This window comes from Flavonifractor plautii ATCC 29863 (assembly GCF_000239295.1).
Lineage (GTDB): Bacteria > Bacillota > Clostridia > Oscillospirales > Oscillospiraceae > Flavonifractor > Flavonifractor plautii.
In genome coordinates, this window is record NZ_JH417693.1 from 25843 (window position 1) to 42122 (window position 16280).

Genomic DNA, 16280 nt, shown 5'->3' on the forward strand with positions numbered 1-16280 from the left:
CCGCGCCATGATAGAGGCAAAACAGGTCCGGTACGGCATCCGCAGCCGGGAGATCCTCCGGGGCGTGGATTTCCGGGTGGAGAAGGGGGAATTCGTCGGGCTCATCGGCCCCAACGGCAGCGGCAAATCCACGTTCCTCAAAAACGTCTACAAGGTGCTCCGCCCCCAGGCTGGGGAGCTGACCCTCATGGGGGACGATCTGCTGGCCATGAGCAACCGGGAGATGGCCCAGCGGCTTGCCGTCATGGTACAGGAGCAGGAGGCCGCCTTCGACTTCACGGTGGAGGAGGTGGTCATGATGGGGCGGCAGGCCCGTAAGCGGCTGCTGGAGACCGACAGCCGGGAGGACCGGGCGCTGGTAGGGGAGATCCTGGCGCGCACCGGGCTGGCCTCCCTGCGGGAGCAGGGGTTCTCCACCCTGTCCGGCGGGGAGAAGCAGAGGGTGCTTATCGCCCGGGCCCTGGCCCAGCAGACGGCGGTGCTGGTGCTGGACGAGCCGACCAACCACCTGGACATCAAGTACCAGCTCCAGCTCATGGAGCTGGTGCGGGGGAGCGGATGTACCGTAGTGGCCGCCATCCACGATCTCAATCTGGCCGCGGCCTACTGCCACCGGCTCTACGCATTGAAGGACGGGGTGATCGTGGGGGAGGGCGCGCCCAAAGAGCTCCTTACCCCCGCTTTTCTGCGGGAGGTGTACGAGGTGGAGGCGGAGGTGCTCACCGGACGGGACGGCTCCCTGCGGGTGTTCTTTTACCCGTCCCGCATATCATAAAAACGGCCCCCGGGCAGCGCCCGGGGGCCGTTTTATTCTGCCAGCCAGTCGAAAGCCAGGCGGGGGGTGCCGTCCTCCACATAGATGGTGCCGCAGGGGAGAAAGCCGTGCCTGGCGATCAGATGGCGCATGACGGCGTTGTTTTCGTGGGTGTCGATGCGCAGGTGGGACATGCGTCTCTTACAGAAGTCCATACAGGCGGCAAACAGGCCGTGAACCGTGCCGTCGCCGGCCACCCGGTGGATGGTGCCATAGGGTGTGCCGGAGCGCCAGGCCCCCTCGATGACGCGGTAGTTGGGCTCATCCCCCAGGCGGAGGACAAAGGCCCCGTGGATGACTCCGTCCTGGTCAAAGACGTACAGCTCACCCCGCTGCAGATCCGCCTCCAGATCCTCCGGGAGGGGGTAGCGGTCGCTCCACTGGGTGGGGTTGCCGTGCTCGGCCATGAATCGGCGGGCCGCGCCGTAGACGGGACCCAGAGCGGGCAGATCGTCGGGCCGCGCCGGCCGGATCATGGGTGCCGCCTCTGCGGACCCCGCGCCCGGCCCATCGGCACTCAAGAGGGCTTCCAGATGGACCTTTTGCGGCCTCAGACCGCAGGATTCGTAAAATTTCAGGGCGGAGGGATTGCAGCTCCATACATTGAGCGTCAGATTATAGCACCCGCTTTTCCGGGCGAATTCCGCCGCGTAGGCATAGAGGGCCCCGCCGATGTGCTGTCCCCGAAGCGCCTCGTCCACACACAGATCATCAATGTAAAGAGTTTTTACATCCGTCAGGATGTTGTGATTGACATGCTGCTCAAATTGACAGAAGACGTAGCCCAGCACCCGCTCCCCACCGTCCACGGCCACAAAAATGGGTGCATTTTCATCGTTTATTTTCTGACTCAACTGGGCATCCGTGTACTTTCTGCCCCCGGCCCGGAACAGATCCGGCCGCCCGGTGTGATGCACCTGAGCCACCTGAGCCAAAAGCCCATGGATGCGGGGGATGTCTCTCTCCTCTGCTCTGCGAATAAGCATAGGTACCTCCTTCCTAAGCGCCCCAGAGGCGCCCCGGCGGAGCAGGGACCTCTGTCCTGTGTTCAGGAGCAAATCATACCACGTTCCGCCCCGGCTGACAAGGCCGGAGCCCCGGCTGGCGGTCTTTTTCCCGAACGAACCGGCCCGGGATCGCAAAATTTTGATTGCCTTTAGGCGCAAAGTGCCGTATGATGGAGGCTGGTGATGCCTTTTGAAAAAATTGCTTCGGGTACTGGGGCGGCTGTTTCTGGCGCTCCTGTTTTTAGCCGCCGCTGCGCTGGTTACCCTAGGCCTGCTGCGCTGGCGGGGCCTGATCCTTCTGCCCGACGAAGCGGACCCCGACGAGTGGGAGGTCTTCGGCGTGGACGTGTCCTCCTACCAGGGGGAGGTGGACTGGCCCGTTCTGGCGGAGCAGGGGGTGGACTTTGCATTCATTAAGGCCACGGAGGGCTCCCTCCTCCAGGACAGGCGGTTTGCCGCCAACTGGGCCGGGGCGGCGGCGGCCGGAGTGCGGGCGGGAGCCTATCACTTCCTCAGCTATGACAGCCCCGGCGAGACCCAGGCGGACAACTTTATCGCTGCGGTTCCGGTGACCGAGGGGGCCTTGCCCCCGGTGGTGGATATCGAGTTCTACGGGGAATATCTGGACACGCCGCCGGAGAAAGAGCGGGTGCGGGCCATTCTGGACCCCCTGCTGGAGCGGCTGGAGGCCCACTACGGCGTCAAGCCCATCCTCTACGTGACCTACCGCTCTTACTACCGCTATATCGCTGGGGGCGGCTACGGGGACTATCCCATCTGGTGCTCCAGCCCCACGGTGTTCCCGCTGGTGCCCGGATGGGACTTCTGGCAGTACTCCCACTCCGCCGAGCTGGAGGGCTACTACGGGACCCAGCGGCGCATTGATCTGAACATCTTCCGGGGCAGCCAGGCGGAATTTGAGCGGTTTGGATAGACCGGACGGGGACAGGCGAGAAAAAACGCCTGTCCTCTTCTATTTCCGCCGGAATTCTGGTATAATAATAAACCAATGTATTTTGTGTGTGGGAGGTCGCTATGGACCGATTTGAGAGACTGGCGAGTGCCCTGCGGCGGATACCCGGCCTGGAGGTGCGGGAAAACGAGCCCATGAAGAGGCACACCACGTTCCGCATCGGCGGCCCGACCCGGCTGATGGCGCTGCCCAGGAGTCGGAAGGAGGCCGCCGCCGCCGTGCGGGCCGCCACAGAGGCTGGAATCGCCCCTTTTTTCCTGGGAAACGGCAGCAATCTGCTGGTGGCCGACCATGGCTATGAGGGCTTTGTGCTCAAGGCATGCGGCCTGGATCAGGTGCGTGAGGTCAACCGCCGTCTGCGGGCGGAGAGCGGTATCACCCTGGCCCGGCTGGCCAACGCTGCCCTGGGCCGGGGGCTCACCGGCCTGGAGTTTGCCCACGGTATCCCCGGCACACTGGGCGGGGCCGTGGTGATGAACGCCGGGGCCTACGGCGGGGAGATGGTGCAGGTGCTCACTGCCGTCACCTACCTGGACGGGGCGGGGGAGGAGCACACCCTGCCCGCCGCCGCGTGCGCCCTGACCTACCGGCACAGCCGGTTCTCCGACCGCCCGGACTGGCTTGTCCTGGAGGCGGAGCTGGAGCTTCGGCCAGGAGATGGAGAGGCCATCCGGGCCCGCATGGACGAACTGGCCGCCAAGCGGCGGGAGAAGCAGCCCCTGGAGTGGCCCAGCGGGGGCAGTACCTTCAAGCGGCCGGAGGGCCACTTCGCCGCCGCGCTGATCGAGGGGTGCGGCCTCAAGGGCGTGGGGATCGGTGGAGCCCAGGTGTCGGAAAAGCATGCGGGCTTCGTGGTCAACCGGGGCGGCGCCACGGCGGACGATGTGCGGCGGCTGATGGCGCTGGTTCAGGAGACGGTGCTGCGGGAGACCGGCGTGGCGCTGGAGCCGGAGGTCCGGCTGCTGGGGTTCTGACGGGGCGCGGAAAAAGGAGATTGCAATGGAATTTATCATTATATCCGGCCTGTCCGGTGCGGGAAAGAGTAAGGTGGCCTCCTTTCTGGAGGATATCGGGTTCTACGTGGTGGACAACATGCCCGCCCCGCTGATGCCCAAATTTGCCGAGCTGTGCATGGCCGGGCCGGGCCGCTATGACCGGGTGGCCCTGGTCACCGATATCCGGGGCGGCCAGACCTTCGATGGGCTGTTTGACGCCCTCCACGAGCTGCACCGCATGGGCTGTGCGTATAAAATCCTCTTTGTGGAGGCCAGCGTAGAGACCATCATCAAGCGATACAAGGAGACCCGGCGGATGCACCCGCTGTCCTCGACCTCCCGCTCGCTGGACGAGGCGGTGCGGCAGGAGCGCACCGTCCTGGCCCCCGTCCGCCAGCGGGCGGAGTACATCATTGACACCTCGGCCCTCTCCACCGCCAAGCTGCGGGGGGAGGTGCTGCGGCTGTTCGGGGATGGGGGGAGTACCCCGGCCATGAGTGTCAGCGTCATCTCCTTCGGCTTCAAGTACGGCATCCCCATCGAGGCCGACCTGGTGTTCGACGTGCGCTTTCTGCCCAACCCCTACTACATCGCCGAGCTGCGCCATCAGACCGGGCTGGACGAGGGGGTATACAGCTTTGTCTTTGGCTATCAGCAGACCAAGGACTTCATGGCCCACCTGGAGAGCCTCATCGGCTTCCTCCTGCCCCAGTATGTGGAGGAGGGAAAGGCGGCGCTGGTCATCGGCATCGGCTGCACCGGCGGGCAGCACCGCTCGGTAGCCATTACCAAGGCCCTGGCCGACTTCATCAAGCAGAAAGGCTATCAGGCCACGGAGAACCACCGGGACATGACGCGGGCGTGAGGAGGTGGACACTATGACGGAATGGAACGGCGGAGCGGGCCCCAGGATTGTGGCCATCGGAGGAGGCACGGGGCTGTCCACCATGCTGCGGGGGCTGAAAAGCCGCACCCGCAGCCTGACGGCCATCGTCACCGTGGCCGACGACGGCGGCGGCTCGGGCATGCTGCGGCAGGATCTGGGTATGCCCCCTCCGGGGGACATCCGCCACTGCATGGAGGCCCTGGCCAACGCCGAGCCGGTGATGCAGCAGCTTCTGACCTACCGATTCCCGGAGGGCTCGGGCAACCTGACGGGGCAGTCCTTCGGCAACCTGATCCTGGCCGCCCTCAACGGCATCTCCGACTCCTTCGACCAGGCGGTGGCCCGCATGAGCGAGGTGCTGGCCATCAGCGGCCGGGTGCTGCCTGTGACCAATGAGAACGTGGCGCTGGAGGCCACCTTCGAGAACGGCACCCGGGTGCTGGGGGAGTCTAAGATCAGCGCCTTCAAGAAGGAGCAGGACTGCCGCATTGAGAGCGTCCGCCTGCTGCCGGAGCACCCAAAGGCTCTGCCGGAGGCGGTGCGGGCCATCGGGGAGGCGGAGCTGATCCTCCTGGGCCCCGGCAGCCTTTACACCAGCGTCATCCCCAACCTGCTGGTGGACGGCATTGCCGACGCGGTGCGTGCCTCCGACGCGCTGAAGATCTACATCTGCAACATCATGACCCAGGACGGGGAGACCGAGGGCATGACCGCCTCTGACCACGTAAAGGCCCTGCTCGACCACTCCGGGCCGGGGCTGGTGGATCTGTGCCTGTGCAACTCCGCGCCGGTGCGCCCCGGCCTGGTGGAGCGGTACAGAGAGGAGGACGCCGCCCCCATCGTGGTGGACCGGGCGGCCATCGAGGCCCTGGGGGTGGAGGCCGTCACCCGGCCCCTGGCCTCCGAGACCCTTAACTACGCCCGCCACTCCTTTGCTCGCCTGGCCGAGGCGGTGATGGAGCTTTACAACGAGCGGGCCGACACCAAGATTTTTTGAGAAAGGGAGGGGGGCACTATGTCGTTTTCCTCTGAGGTCAAGGCGGAGCTGTGCCGGACGGCCCTCTCCCGCCGCTGCTGCGCCCAGGCGGAGGCCTACGGAGTGCTGCTCTACTGCAACCAGTTCACGGCCTCACAGGTGCGCATCAGCACCGAGTCCAACGCCTTTGCCGCCCGGCTGCCCGCCCTGTTCCACAGGGCCTTTCAGCTCTCCTTTGACCGCACGCCGGAGGAGGGGGCGGCCAAGCAGATTTTCTCCATCACAGAGCCGGACAAGCTGTCCGCCCTCTGGTCGGCGTTCGGCCATGAGCCGGCGGGCACCCTGGCCCATCACATTAACTTTGCCGTGCTGGAGGAGGAGCACTGCCGCCTGGCCTTTTTTCGGGGGGCCTTTCTGGCGGGCGGCTCGGTGACCGACCCGGCCAAGCGCTACCACCTGGAGCTGTCCACCCCCCATCTGAGTGTCAGCCGGGAGCTGCGGGCCCTCCTGCTGGAGTGTGGCTTCACCCCCAAGGAGACCACCCGCAAGGCCAACTCCATCACCTACTTCAAGCAGAGCGAGGCCATTGAGGACTTTCTCACCGCCATCGGCGCGCCCCTGGCGGCCATGGAGATCATGAACGCCAAGGCGGAGAAGGATCTCCGGGGGAGCATCAACCGCCGGGTCAACTGCGACGCGGCCAATCTGGACAAGGCGGTGGACGCCGCCCAGGGGCAGATCGAGGCCATCTACAGGCTGGAGGAGCGCGGCATGCTGGAGGAGCTGCCCGACAAGCTCAAGGAGGCGGTGGATCTGCGGGTGGCCCACCCGGAGCTCACCCTGGCCCAGCTTGCGGAGCTGTGCGAACCGCCCGTCTCCAAATCCGCGTTCAACCACCGCCTGCGCAAGCTGATGGAGATGGCCAGGGCGTAGGGCGGGAAAGAAAAGAAAGGGTAGATTGCCATGGAGAAGCAAGTGGTTCAAAAGCGCTGGAAGCTGATTTTCTGGGGCCTTACGGCGGCGGCTGTTGCGCTGCTGGTTCCGGGCCTGGTGCTGACGCTGGAGCCGGCGCTGTTTCTGGGGCTGGGCGTTCTGGCGGCTGTGGTATTCTGCACGGGTCTGTGTATTGCTGTGATCAAGCTCCGGTGTCCTGCCTGCGGCGGCTCGGTGTACCACCAGGCCATGCGGGCGCAGGAGGGCATCCCCTTTGCCTGCCCAAAGTGCGGCCGGAAGCTGGAGATGAAATGAGATGAAAAAGAGAAGAGACGCCTGAAAAACCAGGCGGGTGCTGCTACTGCCTAAGGTACTCGCCTTCGCGCCCCGCTGTCCTCTCTGCGGGGCCATACTGAGGATAGGTATTGACCATTGCCACTACTGCGGAGCCATGCTCACCAAATAGAGAAAGAGGAGGTACTCCTAATGTCCTTTGTCCACCTGCATGTGCACACCGAATATTCCCTGCTGGACGGGGCCTGCCGCATTCCCCTGCTGGTCAAGCGGGTGAAGGAGCTGGGCCAGAGCGCCGTGGCCATCACCGACCACGGCGTCATGTACGGCGTGGTGGACTTCTACAAGGCGTGCAAGGCGGAGGGAGTCAAGCCCATCATCGGCTGCGAGGTGTATGTGGCCCCCCGGAAGCGCACCGACAAGGTACACGAGTACGACGCGGCCATGTACCACCTGATTCTGTTGTGCCGCAACGAGGTGGGCTACCGCAACCTGTGCTTCCTGGACTCGGCGGCCTTTACGGAGGGCTTTTATATCAGGCCCCGCATTGACAAGGAGCTCTTGCGCCAGCACGCCGAGGGGCTCATCGCCCTGTCGGCCTGCCAGTCCGGCGAGGTGCCCCGCAAGCTGCTGGCCGGGGACTACGAGGGGGCCAAGGCGGCGGCGCTGGAGATGCGGGCGCTGTTCGGAGAGGACGGCTACTATCTGGAGCTCCAGGATCACAAGCTGCCCAACGACCCGGCCATCAACCAGGGGCTCATCCGCATCCACCAGGAGACGGGCATCCCCCTGGTGGTGACCAACGACGCCCACTATCTCCGCCGGGAGGACGCGGAGATGCAGGACACCCTCATGTGCATCCAGATGGGCAAGACGGTGGACGATCCCAACCGCCTGCGGATGGAGACCAGCGAGCTGTATGTCAAATCCACCGAGGAGATGGCCGCCCTGTTCCCCGACTACCCGGAGGCGGTGGAGAACACGGTCAAAATCGCGGAGCTGTGCAATATGGACTTCCAGTTCGGCGTCCACCACCTGCCCGAGTTCAAGCTGCCCGAGGGCTACACTGACGGGGACGCCTACTTCCAGAAGCTGTGCGAGGAGGGCTTCGCGCGCCGCTACCCCGGCGCCCCGGCGGAGTACCGGGAGCGGCTGGCCTACGAGATGGGGATTATCCGCCAGATGGGGTTTGTGGATTACTTCCTCATCGTCTCCGATTTCATCGGCTATGCCAAGAGGCGGGGCATCCCTGTGGGCCCCGGTCGGGGCTCGGCGGCCGGCTCCATGGTGGCCTACTGCATGGCCATCACCGACGTGGACCCGATGAAATACTCCCTCTACTTCGAGCGCTTCCTCAACCCCGAGCGGGTCACCATGCCGGATATTGACATCGACTTCTGCATCCGGCGGCGGCAGGAGGTCATTGAGTACGTCCAGAATAAATACGGCGCCGACCACGTGGCCCAGATCGTCACCTTCGGCACCATGGCCGCCCGGGGCGCCATCCGGGACGTGGGCCGGGCGCTGAACATACCCTATGCCGACGTGGATGTGGTGGCCAAGCAGGTGCCCAGCGGCCCGGGTGCACTCCATATCACCCTGGACGAGGCCCTCAAGCTGTCCAAACCCCTCCGGGACGCCTATGAAGGGGACGAGCGGATCAGGACCCTCATCGACACCGCCAAGGCCATCGAAGGCATGCCCCGCCACGCCTCCACCCACGCCGCCGGCGTGGTCATCACCCGGAAGCCGGTGGTGGACTATGTGCCCCTGGCGAAGAACGATGAGTCGGTGGTCACCCAGTACGTCATGACCACCCTGGAGGAGCTGGGCCTCTTAAAGATGGACTTCCTTGGCCTGCGCAACCTGACCATCCTGGACGACACGGTGCGCCTGGTGCAGAAGAGCCGCCCCGGCTTCTCTCTGGCAGACATCCCGGACAACGACCCGGCGGTGTTCCAGATGCTCTCCGAGGGCAGGACCTCCGGCGTGTTCCAGATGGAGTCGGCGGGCATGACCGGCGTCTGCGTGGGCCTCAAGCCCCAGAACATCGAGGACATCACCGCCATCATCGCCCTCTACCGCCCCGGCCCCATGGACTCCATTCCCCGCTTCATCGCCTGCAAGCACAACCCGGACAAGGTGAAGTACAAGCACCCCATGCTGGAGCCCATCCTCTCGGTCACCTACGGCTGCATCGTCTACCAGGAGCAGGTTATCGAGATTTTCCGCAGGCTGGCGGGCTACACGCTGGGGCAGGCCGACATGGTGCGCCGGGCCATGAGCAAGAAGAAGGTCAAGGACATCGAGCGGGAGCGGCAGGCCTTCGTCTACGGCGACGCCGGGCGGGCCATTGCCGGCTGCATCGCCAACGGTGTCCCGGAGGACGTGGCAAAGGACATCTATGATGAAATCTATGCCTTTGCCAATTACGCTTTCAACAAGGCCCACGCGGTGGCCTACGCCATTGTGTGCTACCAGACGGCCTGGTTCAAGTGCCACTACACCAAGGAGTATATGGCCGCCCTGCTCACCTCCGTGCTGGACTCCAGCGAGAAGGTGGCTGAGTATATCGCCGAGTGCAGGGACTGCGGCATCCATCTGCTGCCCCCCGACATCAATGAGTCGGAGGCCGACTTCACCGTGTCCGGCGAGCACATCCGCTTCGGCCTGGTGGCCGTCAAGGGAGTGGGCCGGGGCTTTATCAACGCTGTGCTGGCTGAGCGGGGCAGGGGAGGGCCCTTTGTCTCCTTCCCTGATTTCTGCCAGCGGATGTTCGACGCGGAGCTGAACAAGCGTGTGCTGGAGAATCTGATCCGCTGCGGCGCCTTTGACAGTATGGGTATCTACCGCTCCCGGTTACTGGAGGCCTATGAGCAGCTTGTGGACTCCATCGCCCAGAACAAGCGCAAGAACCTGGCGGGCCAGTTCGATCTGTTCGGCGGCGGTGGGGATCAGACGCAGAGCGCCCCGGAGCTCCAGGTCAAAAATATCCCTGAGTTTACCCGACACGAGCTCATGACCATGGAAAAGGAGACGACTGGACTCTACCTCACCGGCCACCCCATGGACGAATACCGGGACGTGGTCAAGCAGTGCAAGGCGGCCTCTATGGGGGCGATCCTGTCGGACTTCGCCCAGGAGGGGGGACCGGCCATTTACCACGACGAGCAGCGGGTCACCCTGGCGGGGGTCATCACCGCCTCCCGCACCAAGACCACCCGCAACAACAGCCTGATGGCCTATGTGACGCTGGAGGACGACACCGCCTCCATGGAGATGCTTGTGTTCGCACGGGTGCTGGGGGAGGCAGGCCCCTACCTGAAGGAGGGGGTGGCCGTCCTGGCTGAGGGACGCATCTCCGTTCGGGATGAAAAGGCGCCCCAGCTCATGTGCGACCGGGTACGCCCCTTGGATCAGGTGAAGGGAAACCTGCCTCCGGTGGAGGGGGAGGAGAGGGCCAAGAAGCTCTATATCCGCATACCCAGCCTGGACGACCCCCGCTGGGAGAGGATCAAGCTGGTGCTCACCATGTTTCCCGGCACGGAACAGATGGTGGTCAAGTGTGAGGATACCGGAAAGCGGCTGGGCACGGTCTGCCTGGTCCATCCCGCGCTGATCCAGGAGCTGAACGAGCTGCTGGGCGCGGAGAATGTGGTCGTGCGGTGAGGGGAGCCGATGATGAATATTAAAAAACTGGCCTCCCTGCTCTTTCAGCGGTCGGTGATTGTGGCCCTGCTGATCTTCCTCCAGGCTGCGATGCTGCTGCTCTATATGCTCTGGTTTTCCAGCGACTTCATTTATGTGTACTGGGGGTGTGTGGTGCTCTCCATTCTGGCGGTGCTGATTATCGTCAGCCGCCAGACCGACCCGGGGTATAAAATCGCCTGGATCATCCCCATTCTGCTGTTCCCGGCCTTTGGATGGCTGGTGTATCTGCTCTGCGGTGGCAACAAGCTCTCCGCCCGCAAGCGCCGGAAGATGCAGGGTATGGACCGCACCATGCTGGAGCAGTTGGAGCGGGACTACAAGGCGGAGGAGCTGAGGCCCTTTGGGGCCGACGCGGTGAACCAGGCCCGCTACCTGGAGCACTACGCCCGCTGCCCGGTCTATACCAACACCTATACCCACTATTTTCCCCTGGGGGATGATGTGTTTCCCGCCATGCTGGAGGAGCTGCGGAAGGCGGAAAAGTATATCTTCCTGGAATACTTCATTATTAGCCCCGGCATATTCTGGGATTCTATGGTGGAGATTTTGAAGGAGAAGCATGCCGCCGGGGTGGATGTGCGGGTGATCTACGACGATGTGGGCTCCCTGAACACCCTGCCTATGAACTACGCCAGAAAATTTGAGGCGGAAACCGGCATCCCCTGCTGCTGCTTCAACCGCTTCAAGCCGGTGATTTCCATCCGCATGAACAACCGGGACCACCGGAAGTTCTGTATTATCGACGGCCACACCGCCTTTACCGGCGGCATCAATCTGGCCGACGAGTATATCAACCAAAAGCTGCGGTATGGCCACTGGAAAGACACGGCCATTCTCCTCAAGGGGGAGGCGGTGTGGAGCATGACCGTCATGTTCCTGACCATGTGGGAGTACACCCGGGACGTGGAGGAGGACTACCGCCGCTTCCGGCCGGACAAGCTGCCGCCGGAGGCCGCGCAGGGAGCGGGGTACTATGTCCAGCCCTACGCGGATAACCCTCTGGACGAGGAGGCGGTGGGGGAGGCGGTCTACCTCAACCTTATCAACAAGGCCGAGCGCTATGTGTACGCCATGACGCCCTATCTGATCATCAGTGACAGCGTCAATACGGCCCTGTGCAACGCGGCCAAGTCGGGGGTGGACGTGCGCATCATCACCCCGCATATCCCGGACAAGGCATTGGTTTTTGAGCTAACCCGTTCCCACTACGAGTCCCTGTTGGAGGCGGGCGTACAGATTTTTGAGTATACGCCCGGCTTTGTCCATGCCAAGGTCATGGTCACGGACGACTGCTGCGGAGTGGTAGGCTCTATCAATCTGGACTACCGCAGTATGTTCCTCCACTTTGAGGACGCGGTGCTGCTCTACCACGACCCCACGGTACTCGACATCAAGCGGGATTTCATCAACACGCAGTTCCGCAGCCAGCCGGTGACGCTGGAGCAGTGCCTCGGCCACTCCTGGATACGCCGCCTCTTCCGCTCCATTCTGCGGGTGCTGGCCCCGCTGCTGTGACAAAATAAGGCCGCCCCCACAGGGGGCGGCCTTATTCCGCTTCAATCCTTCTCCTCGTGTTCCAGCAGTGCGGAGAGAACCTCATTGTAAATCCGCTCCGGCTCGGCCTTGAAGCTCTCCGCCAGGCGGTTGGCCTGCTCCTGGGAGCCGCAGAACAGCTCCAGGGTGAACAGATTGCCCCCGTCATCGTCCAGAAACATCCGGGCTGAGTACCCGCCCTCCGGCCGGGGCTCCGTCTCCGCACGTACTTGAGCATTGCGCCGCAGAATCCCGTTGAGTTTTACCAACTGGGCGCTACAGTTGCGCTTGACCGAGTAGGGGAGGCTGCTCTCACAGGCTGCGCCGTTTTCCCGGCCTTTTTCCGTGATCGAATAGAGCCCGTCCTCCAGTGTCAGATGGCCGCTCTCCACCAATTCAGAAACCGCCTCGGCAAACTCAAAGTAGCCAATGCCGTCATCGCAGACCGTCAGCTCCGTCAGTGTCGGAAAGTCGATGGGCGCCGCGACCCGGGCCATAAAATAGAGGATCAAAAATTTAATGTCCAGCTTGTCGTGGATAAAGCCGTAGCGAGCCATCTGGGAACTCCTTTCCAATAGACGAGTCAAACATAATATGTATTTATTTATTATACCGAAAGGTTGAGAAAATCACAAGAGGTATTTTTGACTTGACGCTGGTCTAAAAATATGGTATTATCCTATACTGTCGGTAACAAATATATGCTGGAATAGCTCAGTCGGTAGAGCAGCTGATTCGTAATCAGCAGGTCGCGTGTTCAAGTCACGTTTCCAGCTCCATAAAGCCACACCAATCTGGATATTTTAAGCGGGACGCTTAGAGTATCAGAGGGTGCGGCTTTTTTATTTTCCTGAAATTTGTGTTCTAAAAAAGATATTTTCGAGGTATTCCGGGGCCTCGGAGGGGCCTTCCCCTGGCTTGCCCCAGTTTCCGAGCCCCCGACAGGGATCAGCGCCCTATTTGAACACAGTCAGGGCACAAAAATCCGAAAAAATGATATACAAAAATTAGTGCGCCGGTTTGTTGGTTTCGTCAACCAGCAGGCCGGCGCTTTTTTGCTGCCCGGCGAATTCAAAAAGGGCACACACTTTTATGTCCGCTTTGCTGAATAGCTTTTTCGTGGATAAGATGGCATGATGGCGTTCACAAGCAGCAGCTCAGGAGCGGCCATTGAAAAAAGGCGTTTTGCACGGAGAAGGAGGTAAAAGCGCATGACCAAAGAAACCTATTTTGAGGAGCTGTCCTGCGCCCTGCGGCGGCGGGAGCTGCTACCCCGGCCGGTGGAGGAGGACGGCCTGCTCCCAGTGGAGTGGAACGGCCGCGTCCTGTGCCGGGTCACGGAGGCGGCGGGGACGATAATGAAGTACATGAAGCTCCTGGAGACGGCCCCGCCGCTGAAGGCGGAGAGCCTGGCAGACGGCTACCGGGTGCTGGCAGAATTCAACGGTACGGTACTGGCCGGGAAAAAGACCCTGCTGGGGGCTCAATTCGTCACCTGGGCCTGGGACTATGACCGAAGAGGCGTCAGCAACGGCCACTACTACATGGAGGACTACCAAACCGCCAAGGAGGACTTCACCTTCCGCTCCGGGCTGATGGCCAGGGAGCAGGTTTTTGACCGGGAGCGGTTGGAGGAGCTGCGCCAGGCGGCACAGGGCTTCCTATGCGGCGAGGGCCCCGCCTCCTACCGGCAGGAATCCCGGTGCCAGCGCATTCTGGACCAGATTCGATCCCAGTTACCCGAACCGAAGCAAAATCAACTACAAAAAGAGGGGCCAAGCATTGAACAGTCTATGTGAAGGCGGCGCCGACAAAGGCGCCGCCTTTTACTATGCCCGGCATTTATTTGCCTCCTGTACCCACAAGCTGTACGCCCCGGATCATCCGGCGGACGCTCCGCCCGTGCCGGTGTGCACCCGCTCAGACCTGTGCCGGGGCTGCCCCTACCCAGCCCATGGCTTCCTCTGCTGGAGCACCGCCGGGGAATGCCTGCGGACTAGGATGAAAAAAATCCATACGGGAGGGAAAACGGATGATGCACGCAGTCCTGAGTAATTCGCGGCACCCGGAGTACGGCCAGCTCACAGTCCCTTTTCCCATCTCCCGGGGCGCCTATGACGACACGGTGGCAGCCCTGGCCTCTTTGGGTATCGGTGACCCGGTCGGCCGGGACTGCCGGGTGGATGAGCTCAACAGCAGTTTTCTCATCCTGAAGCGGCTGGAGAAGGTAGCGGTCAACGTGGACGAGCTGGACTATCTGGCCAAGCGGCTGGACAGCTCTGACATCAATGAAGCCGCCAAATTCCAGGCGATGACAGTGAAATGGGGCCTGTTCGAGATGACTGACCTAATCAACCTGACCTTCTGGTGTCAGCAGGCCAGGATCATCACAGACTTTTCCGATTTGGAGGACATTGGCCGCCGGCACTATATGCCCCTGAACGGCGGGAGCTGCAGCACTGAGGAGTTGGAACGGCTGGATGCCCGCAAGGCGGCGCTGGATCTGATCCTCAACAGTGAAAGCACCTGCGTCACCCCCTACGGCGTGGTCTATGACAACGACATGAAGCTGGAACACCACTACGATGGCCAGCACTTCCCATGCTATCTCTGTCAGCCCGCCATGCTGGTGGTGGGTATTTTCCCGAAGAATGCGCCGGAGGGATCAAGCGAGACCACATGGCTGACCCTGCCCTGTTCTGAGCAGTAGCTCAAGCGCGGCATACAGCAGTCCGGCCTGGACTTGGGCACGGCCAACATCCGGTATGAGGCTGTCATGCTTCCCTGGGAGGTGACGCAGGTGCTGGCCCCGGAAAGGGAAAGTCCCGTTGCCCTGAATATGGTCATTGCCTAGGACACCGAGTATGTCCTGCTGGACGAGCCCACCAACGACCTGGACATCCACCACGCCGCCAATCTCATGAAGACCGTCCGGCGGCTGTGCGACGAGCTGAGCAAGACGGTAATCCTGGTTCTCCACGAGATCAACTAGGCCGCCTTCTACTCCGACTACATCTGCGCTCTTCAGGACGGCAGGGTCGCCAAGTTCGGCACTGTGGAGGAGGTAATGACCAAAGAAACCCTGTCGGAGCTCTACCAGGTGGACTTCAAGATCATGACCATCGCGGGCCGGCCTCTGTCCATCTACTATTGAAGCCTCCGAGTTTTCAGTACTTTTGTCGAAAAGGAGAACCACCACATGAAGAAGAAACCCCCGCGCGCTCTCTCCCTGGTCCTTGCCCTGGCCCTGTCTCTGGCGGCCTGCGGCACAGGAGCCGCTCCACAGCCCCAGGGGGATACGGTGCCCCTTACCGCCCTCAACGCCCAAAAGGAGCCCGCCGAGGTAGCGGCCCCCTATGATCCCCAGCGCATCGCCGTTCTGGATATGGCCACCCTCACCAGCCTGGACTATCTCCAAACTACGTCGGCGGCGAGGTGTCCTGCCTGGGCACCATCAAAGAGGCCGGCCTGGAGGCCGTCATGGCCTGTGGCCCCGACGTGATCTTCATTGGGGGGCTGGCTGGCCGGCAGCTACGACGCCCTCAGCCAGATCGCCCCGGTGGTCTATCTGGCCACCGACAGTGACCTGGGTGTGGTGGAGAGCGTGCGGCAGAACACCAGGGCCATCGCCTCCCTGTTCGGCCTGGAGGACACGGCCGGGGAACTCATGACCGACTTTGACAGCCGCGTGGCGGCCCTGGCCTCCTTTTCCGAAGGCCGAACCGCCATTGTGTGGGCCTGGTTACCAGCGGCGGCTTCAATGTGCTGGGCAACGACGGCCGCTGCTCCCTCATCGGCCGGGAAGCGGGCTTTGCCAACGTGGGGGCGGACGCACAGCCCGGCATCTCCACCCACGGCAACGAGGCCAGCTTCGAGTTCCTCGTGGACAAGGACCCCGACTATCTCTTTGTTCTGGACCGGGATGCCGCCATTGGCACCGACGGGGCCAAGCTGGCCCAGGAAGTGGTGGAGAACGAGCTGATGAAGGGCACCGCCGCCTACCGGGACGGCAGGATCGTCTACCTGGCCCATCCCGCCGTGTGGTACACCGCCGAGGGCGGCATCACCGCGCTGGACCGGATGCTCCGGGATCTTGAGGATCCCCTGCTGAAGTAAATACCGCAGAGCGGACCGGGATGAGCGCCGCTCATCCCGGTC

At 62.6% G+C, this 16280-nt stretch carries 15 protein-coding genes, 1 tRNA gene and 1 pseudogene; 15 read left to right on the plus strand and 2 right to left on the minus strand.

The features are described 5' to 3' along the window. Positions 1–7 precede the first annotated feature (7 nt). Entirely contained in the window at positions 8–775 is a 768-nt protein-coding gene (locus HMPREF0372_RS05385) for an ABC transporter ATP-binding protein (protein WP_007489618.1), read from the plus strand. A 32-nt stretch (positions 776–807) separates the two neighbouring features. Here the strand turns inward: HMPREF0372_RS05385 and HMPREF0372_RS21175 are convergent, their stop codons facing one another. Beyond that, positions 808–1800, minus strand: a complete 993-nt coding sequence (locus HMPREF0372_RS21175) for a GNAT family N-acetyltransferase (protein WP_039996749.1) — start codon at positions 1798–1800, stop codon at positions 808–810. A gap of 211 nt (positions 1801–2011) precedes the next feature. On the opposite strand from HMPREF0372_RS21175, the gene HMPREF0372_RS05395 reads away from it, so the two are divergent. The 8 genes from HMPREF0372_RS05395 (at position 2012) to cls (ending at position 12104) form a co-directional block, all read left to right on the plus strand. Next, complete coding sequence (locus HMPREF0372_RS05395; protein ID WP_007489621.1) at positions 2012–2755, plus strand: glycoside hydrolase family 25 protein; 744 nt, start codon at positions 2012–2014, stop codon at positions 2753–2755. A gap of 101 nt (positions 2756–2856) precedes the next feature. After that, entirely contained in the window at positions 2857–3768 is a 912-nt protein-coding gene (gene murB, locus HMPREF0372_RS05400; protein ID WP_007489623.1) for a UDP-N-acetylmuramate dehydrogenase, read from the plus strand. Between the two features lie 25 nt (positions 3769–3793). Further along, positions 3794–4654, plus strand: coding sequence for an RNase adapter RapZ (gene rapZ, locus HMPREF0372_RS05405; RefSeq protein ID WP_007489624.1), 861 nt, complete (start codon positions 3794–3796; stop codon positions 4652–4654). Positions 4655–4667: 13 nt separating this feature from the next. Next, positions 4668–5672, plus strand: a complete 1005-nt coding sequence (locus HMPREF0372_RS05410; protein ID WP_007489625.1) for a gluconeogenesis factor YvcK family protein — start codon at positions 4668–4670, stop codon at positions 5670–5672. An 18-nt stretch (positions 5673–5690) separates the two neighbouring features. Then, positions 5691–6584: a DNA-binding protein WhiA gene (whiA, locus tag HMPREF0372_RS05415; RefSeq protein WP_007489626.1), complete on the plus strand. Its 894-nt coding sequence runs from the start codon at positions 5691–5693 to the stop codon at positions 6582–6584. Between the two features lie 30 nt (positions 6585–6614). After that, complete coding sequence (locus HMPREF0372_RS05420) at positions 6615–6899, plus strand: zinc ribbon domain-containing protein (RefSeq protein ID WP_007489627.1); 285 nt, start codon at positions 6615–6617, stop codon at positions 6897–6899. Positions 6900–7070: 171 nt separating this feature from the next. Continuing rightward, complete coding sequence (locus HMPREF0372_RS05425) at positions 7071–10547, plus strand: DNA polymerase III subunit alpha (protein WP_007489629.1); 3477 nt, start codon at positions 7071–7073, stop codon at positions 10545–10547. Positions 10548–10559: 12 nt separating this feature from the next. Further along, on the plus strand, positions 10560–12104 hold the full coding sequence (gene cls, locus HMPREF0372_RS05430) for a cardiolipin synthase (protein WP_089413468.1): 1545 nt from the start codon (positions 10560–10562) through the stop codon (positions 12102–12104). Between the two features lie 41 nt (positions 12105–12145). On the opposite strand, the gene HMPREF0372_RS05435 is transcribed toward cls, so the two are convergent. Further along, positions 12146–12679 carry a DUF4364 family protein gene (locus HMPREF0372_RS05435; protein ID WP_007489631.1) on the minus strand — a complete coding sequence of 178 codons (534 nt, stop codon included), beginning with the start codon at positions 12677–12679 and terminating at the stop codon, positions 12146–12148. Between the two features lie 146 nt (positions 12680–12825). Here HMPREF0372_RS05435 and HMPREF0372_RS05440 point away from each other — a divergent pair. The 6 genes and pseudogenes from HMPREF0372_RS05440 (at position 12826) to HMPREF0372_RS21315 (ending at position 16238) form a co-directional block, all read left to right on the plus strand. Continuing rightward, positions 12826–12901: transfer RNA gene (locus HMPREF0372_RS05440), tRNA-Thr, on the plus strand. Positions 12902–13333: 432 nt separating this feature from the next. Further along, on the plus strand, positions 13334–13921 hold the full coding sequence (locus HMPREF0372_RS05445) for a hypothetical protein (RefSeq protein WP_007489633.1): 588 nt from the start codon (positions 13334–13336) through the stop codon (positions 13919–13921). A 233-nt stretch (positions 13922–14154) separates the two neighbouring features. Next, positions 14155–14832 (plus strand): hypothetical protein, encoded by a 678-nt coding sequence (locus HMPREF0372_RS05450; protein ID WP_007489636.1) that lies wholly within the window; start codon positions 14155–14157, stop codon positions 14830–14832. A 144-nt stretch (positions 14833–14976) separates the two neighbouring features. After that, positions 14977–15276: pseudogene (locus HMPREF0372_RS05455) on the plus strand (ATP-binding cassette domain-containing protein); the annotation flags it as partial. Between the two features lie 45 nt (positions 15277–15321). Continuing rightward, positions 15322–15624 carry a hypothetical protein gene (locus HMPREF0372_RS21310; protein ID WP_009259615.1) on the plus strand — a complete coding sequence of 101 codons (303 nt, stop codon included), beginning with the start codon at positions 15322–15324 and terminating at the stop codon, positions 15622–15624. Between the two features lie 230 nt (positions 15625–15854). Beyond that, complete coding sequence (locus tag HMPREF0372_RS21315) at positions 15855–16238, plus strand: ABC transporter substrate-binding protein (protein ID WP_007489638.1); 384 nt, start codon at positions 15855–15857, stop codon at positions 16236–16238. Positions 16239–16280 lie beyond the last annotated feature (42 nt).

Excerpts from the sequence above, each read along its gene's own strand:
- HMPREF0372_RS05385 (WP_007489618.1), top strand. The coding sequence starts at position 8 with ATGATAGAGGCAAAACAGGTCCGGTACGGCATCCGCAGCCGGGAGATC.
- HMPREF0372_RS21175 (WP_039996749.1), bottom strand. The coding sequence starts at position 1,800 with ATGCTTATTCGCAGAGCAGAGGAGAGAGACATCCCCCGCATCCATGGG.
- murB (WP_007489623.1), top strand. The coding sequence starts at position 2,857 with ATGGACCGATTTGAGAGACTGGCGAGTGCCCTGCGGCGGATACCCGGC.
- rapZ (WP_007489624.1), top strand. The coding sequence starts at position 3,794 with ATGGAATTTATCATTATATCCGGCCTGTCCGGTGCGGGAAAGAGTAAG.
- HMPREF0372_RS05410 (WP_007489625.1), top strand. The coding sequence starts at position 4,668 with ATGACGGAATGGAACGGCGGAGCGGGCCCCAGGATTGTGGCCATCGGA.
- whiA (WP_007489626.1), top strand. The coding sequence starts at position 5,691 with ATGTCGTTTTCCTCTGAGGTCAAGGCGGAGCTGTGCCGGACGGCCCTC.
- HMPREF0372_RS05420 (WP_007489627.1), top strand. The coding sequence starts at position 6,615 with ATGGAGAAGCAAGTGGTTCAAAAGCGCTGGAAGCTGATTTTCTGGGGC.
- HMPREF0372_RS05425 (WP_007489629.1), top strand. The coding sequence starts at position 7,071 with ATGTCCTTTGTCCACCTGCATGTGCACACCGAATATTCCCTGCTGGAC.
- cls (WP_089413468.1), top strand. The coding sequence starts at position 10,560 with ATGAATATTAAAAAACTGGCCTCCCTGCTCTTTCAGCGGTCGGTGATT.
- HMPREF0372_RS05435 (WP_007489631.1), bottom strand. The coding sequence starts at position 12,679 with ATGGCTCGCTACGGCTTTATCCACGACAAGCTGGACATTAAATTTTTG.
- HMPREF0372_RS05445 (WP_007489633.1), top strand. The coding sequence starts at position 13,334 with ATGACCAAAGAAACCTATTTTGAGGAGCTGTCCTGCGCCCTGCGGCGG.
- HMPREF0372_RS05450 (WP_007489636.1), top strand. The coding sequence starts at position 14,155 with ATGATGCACGCAGTCCTGAGTAATTCGCGGCACCCGGAGTACGGCCAG.
- HMPREF0372_RS21310 (WP_009259615.1), top strand. The coding sequence starts at position 15,322 with ATGAAGAAGAAACCCCCGCGCGCTCTCTCCCTGGTCCTTGCCCTGGCC.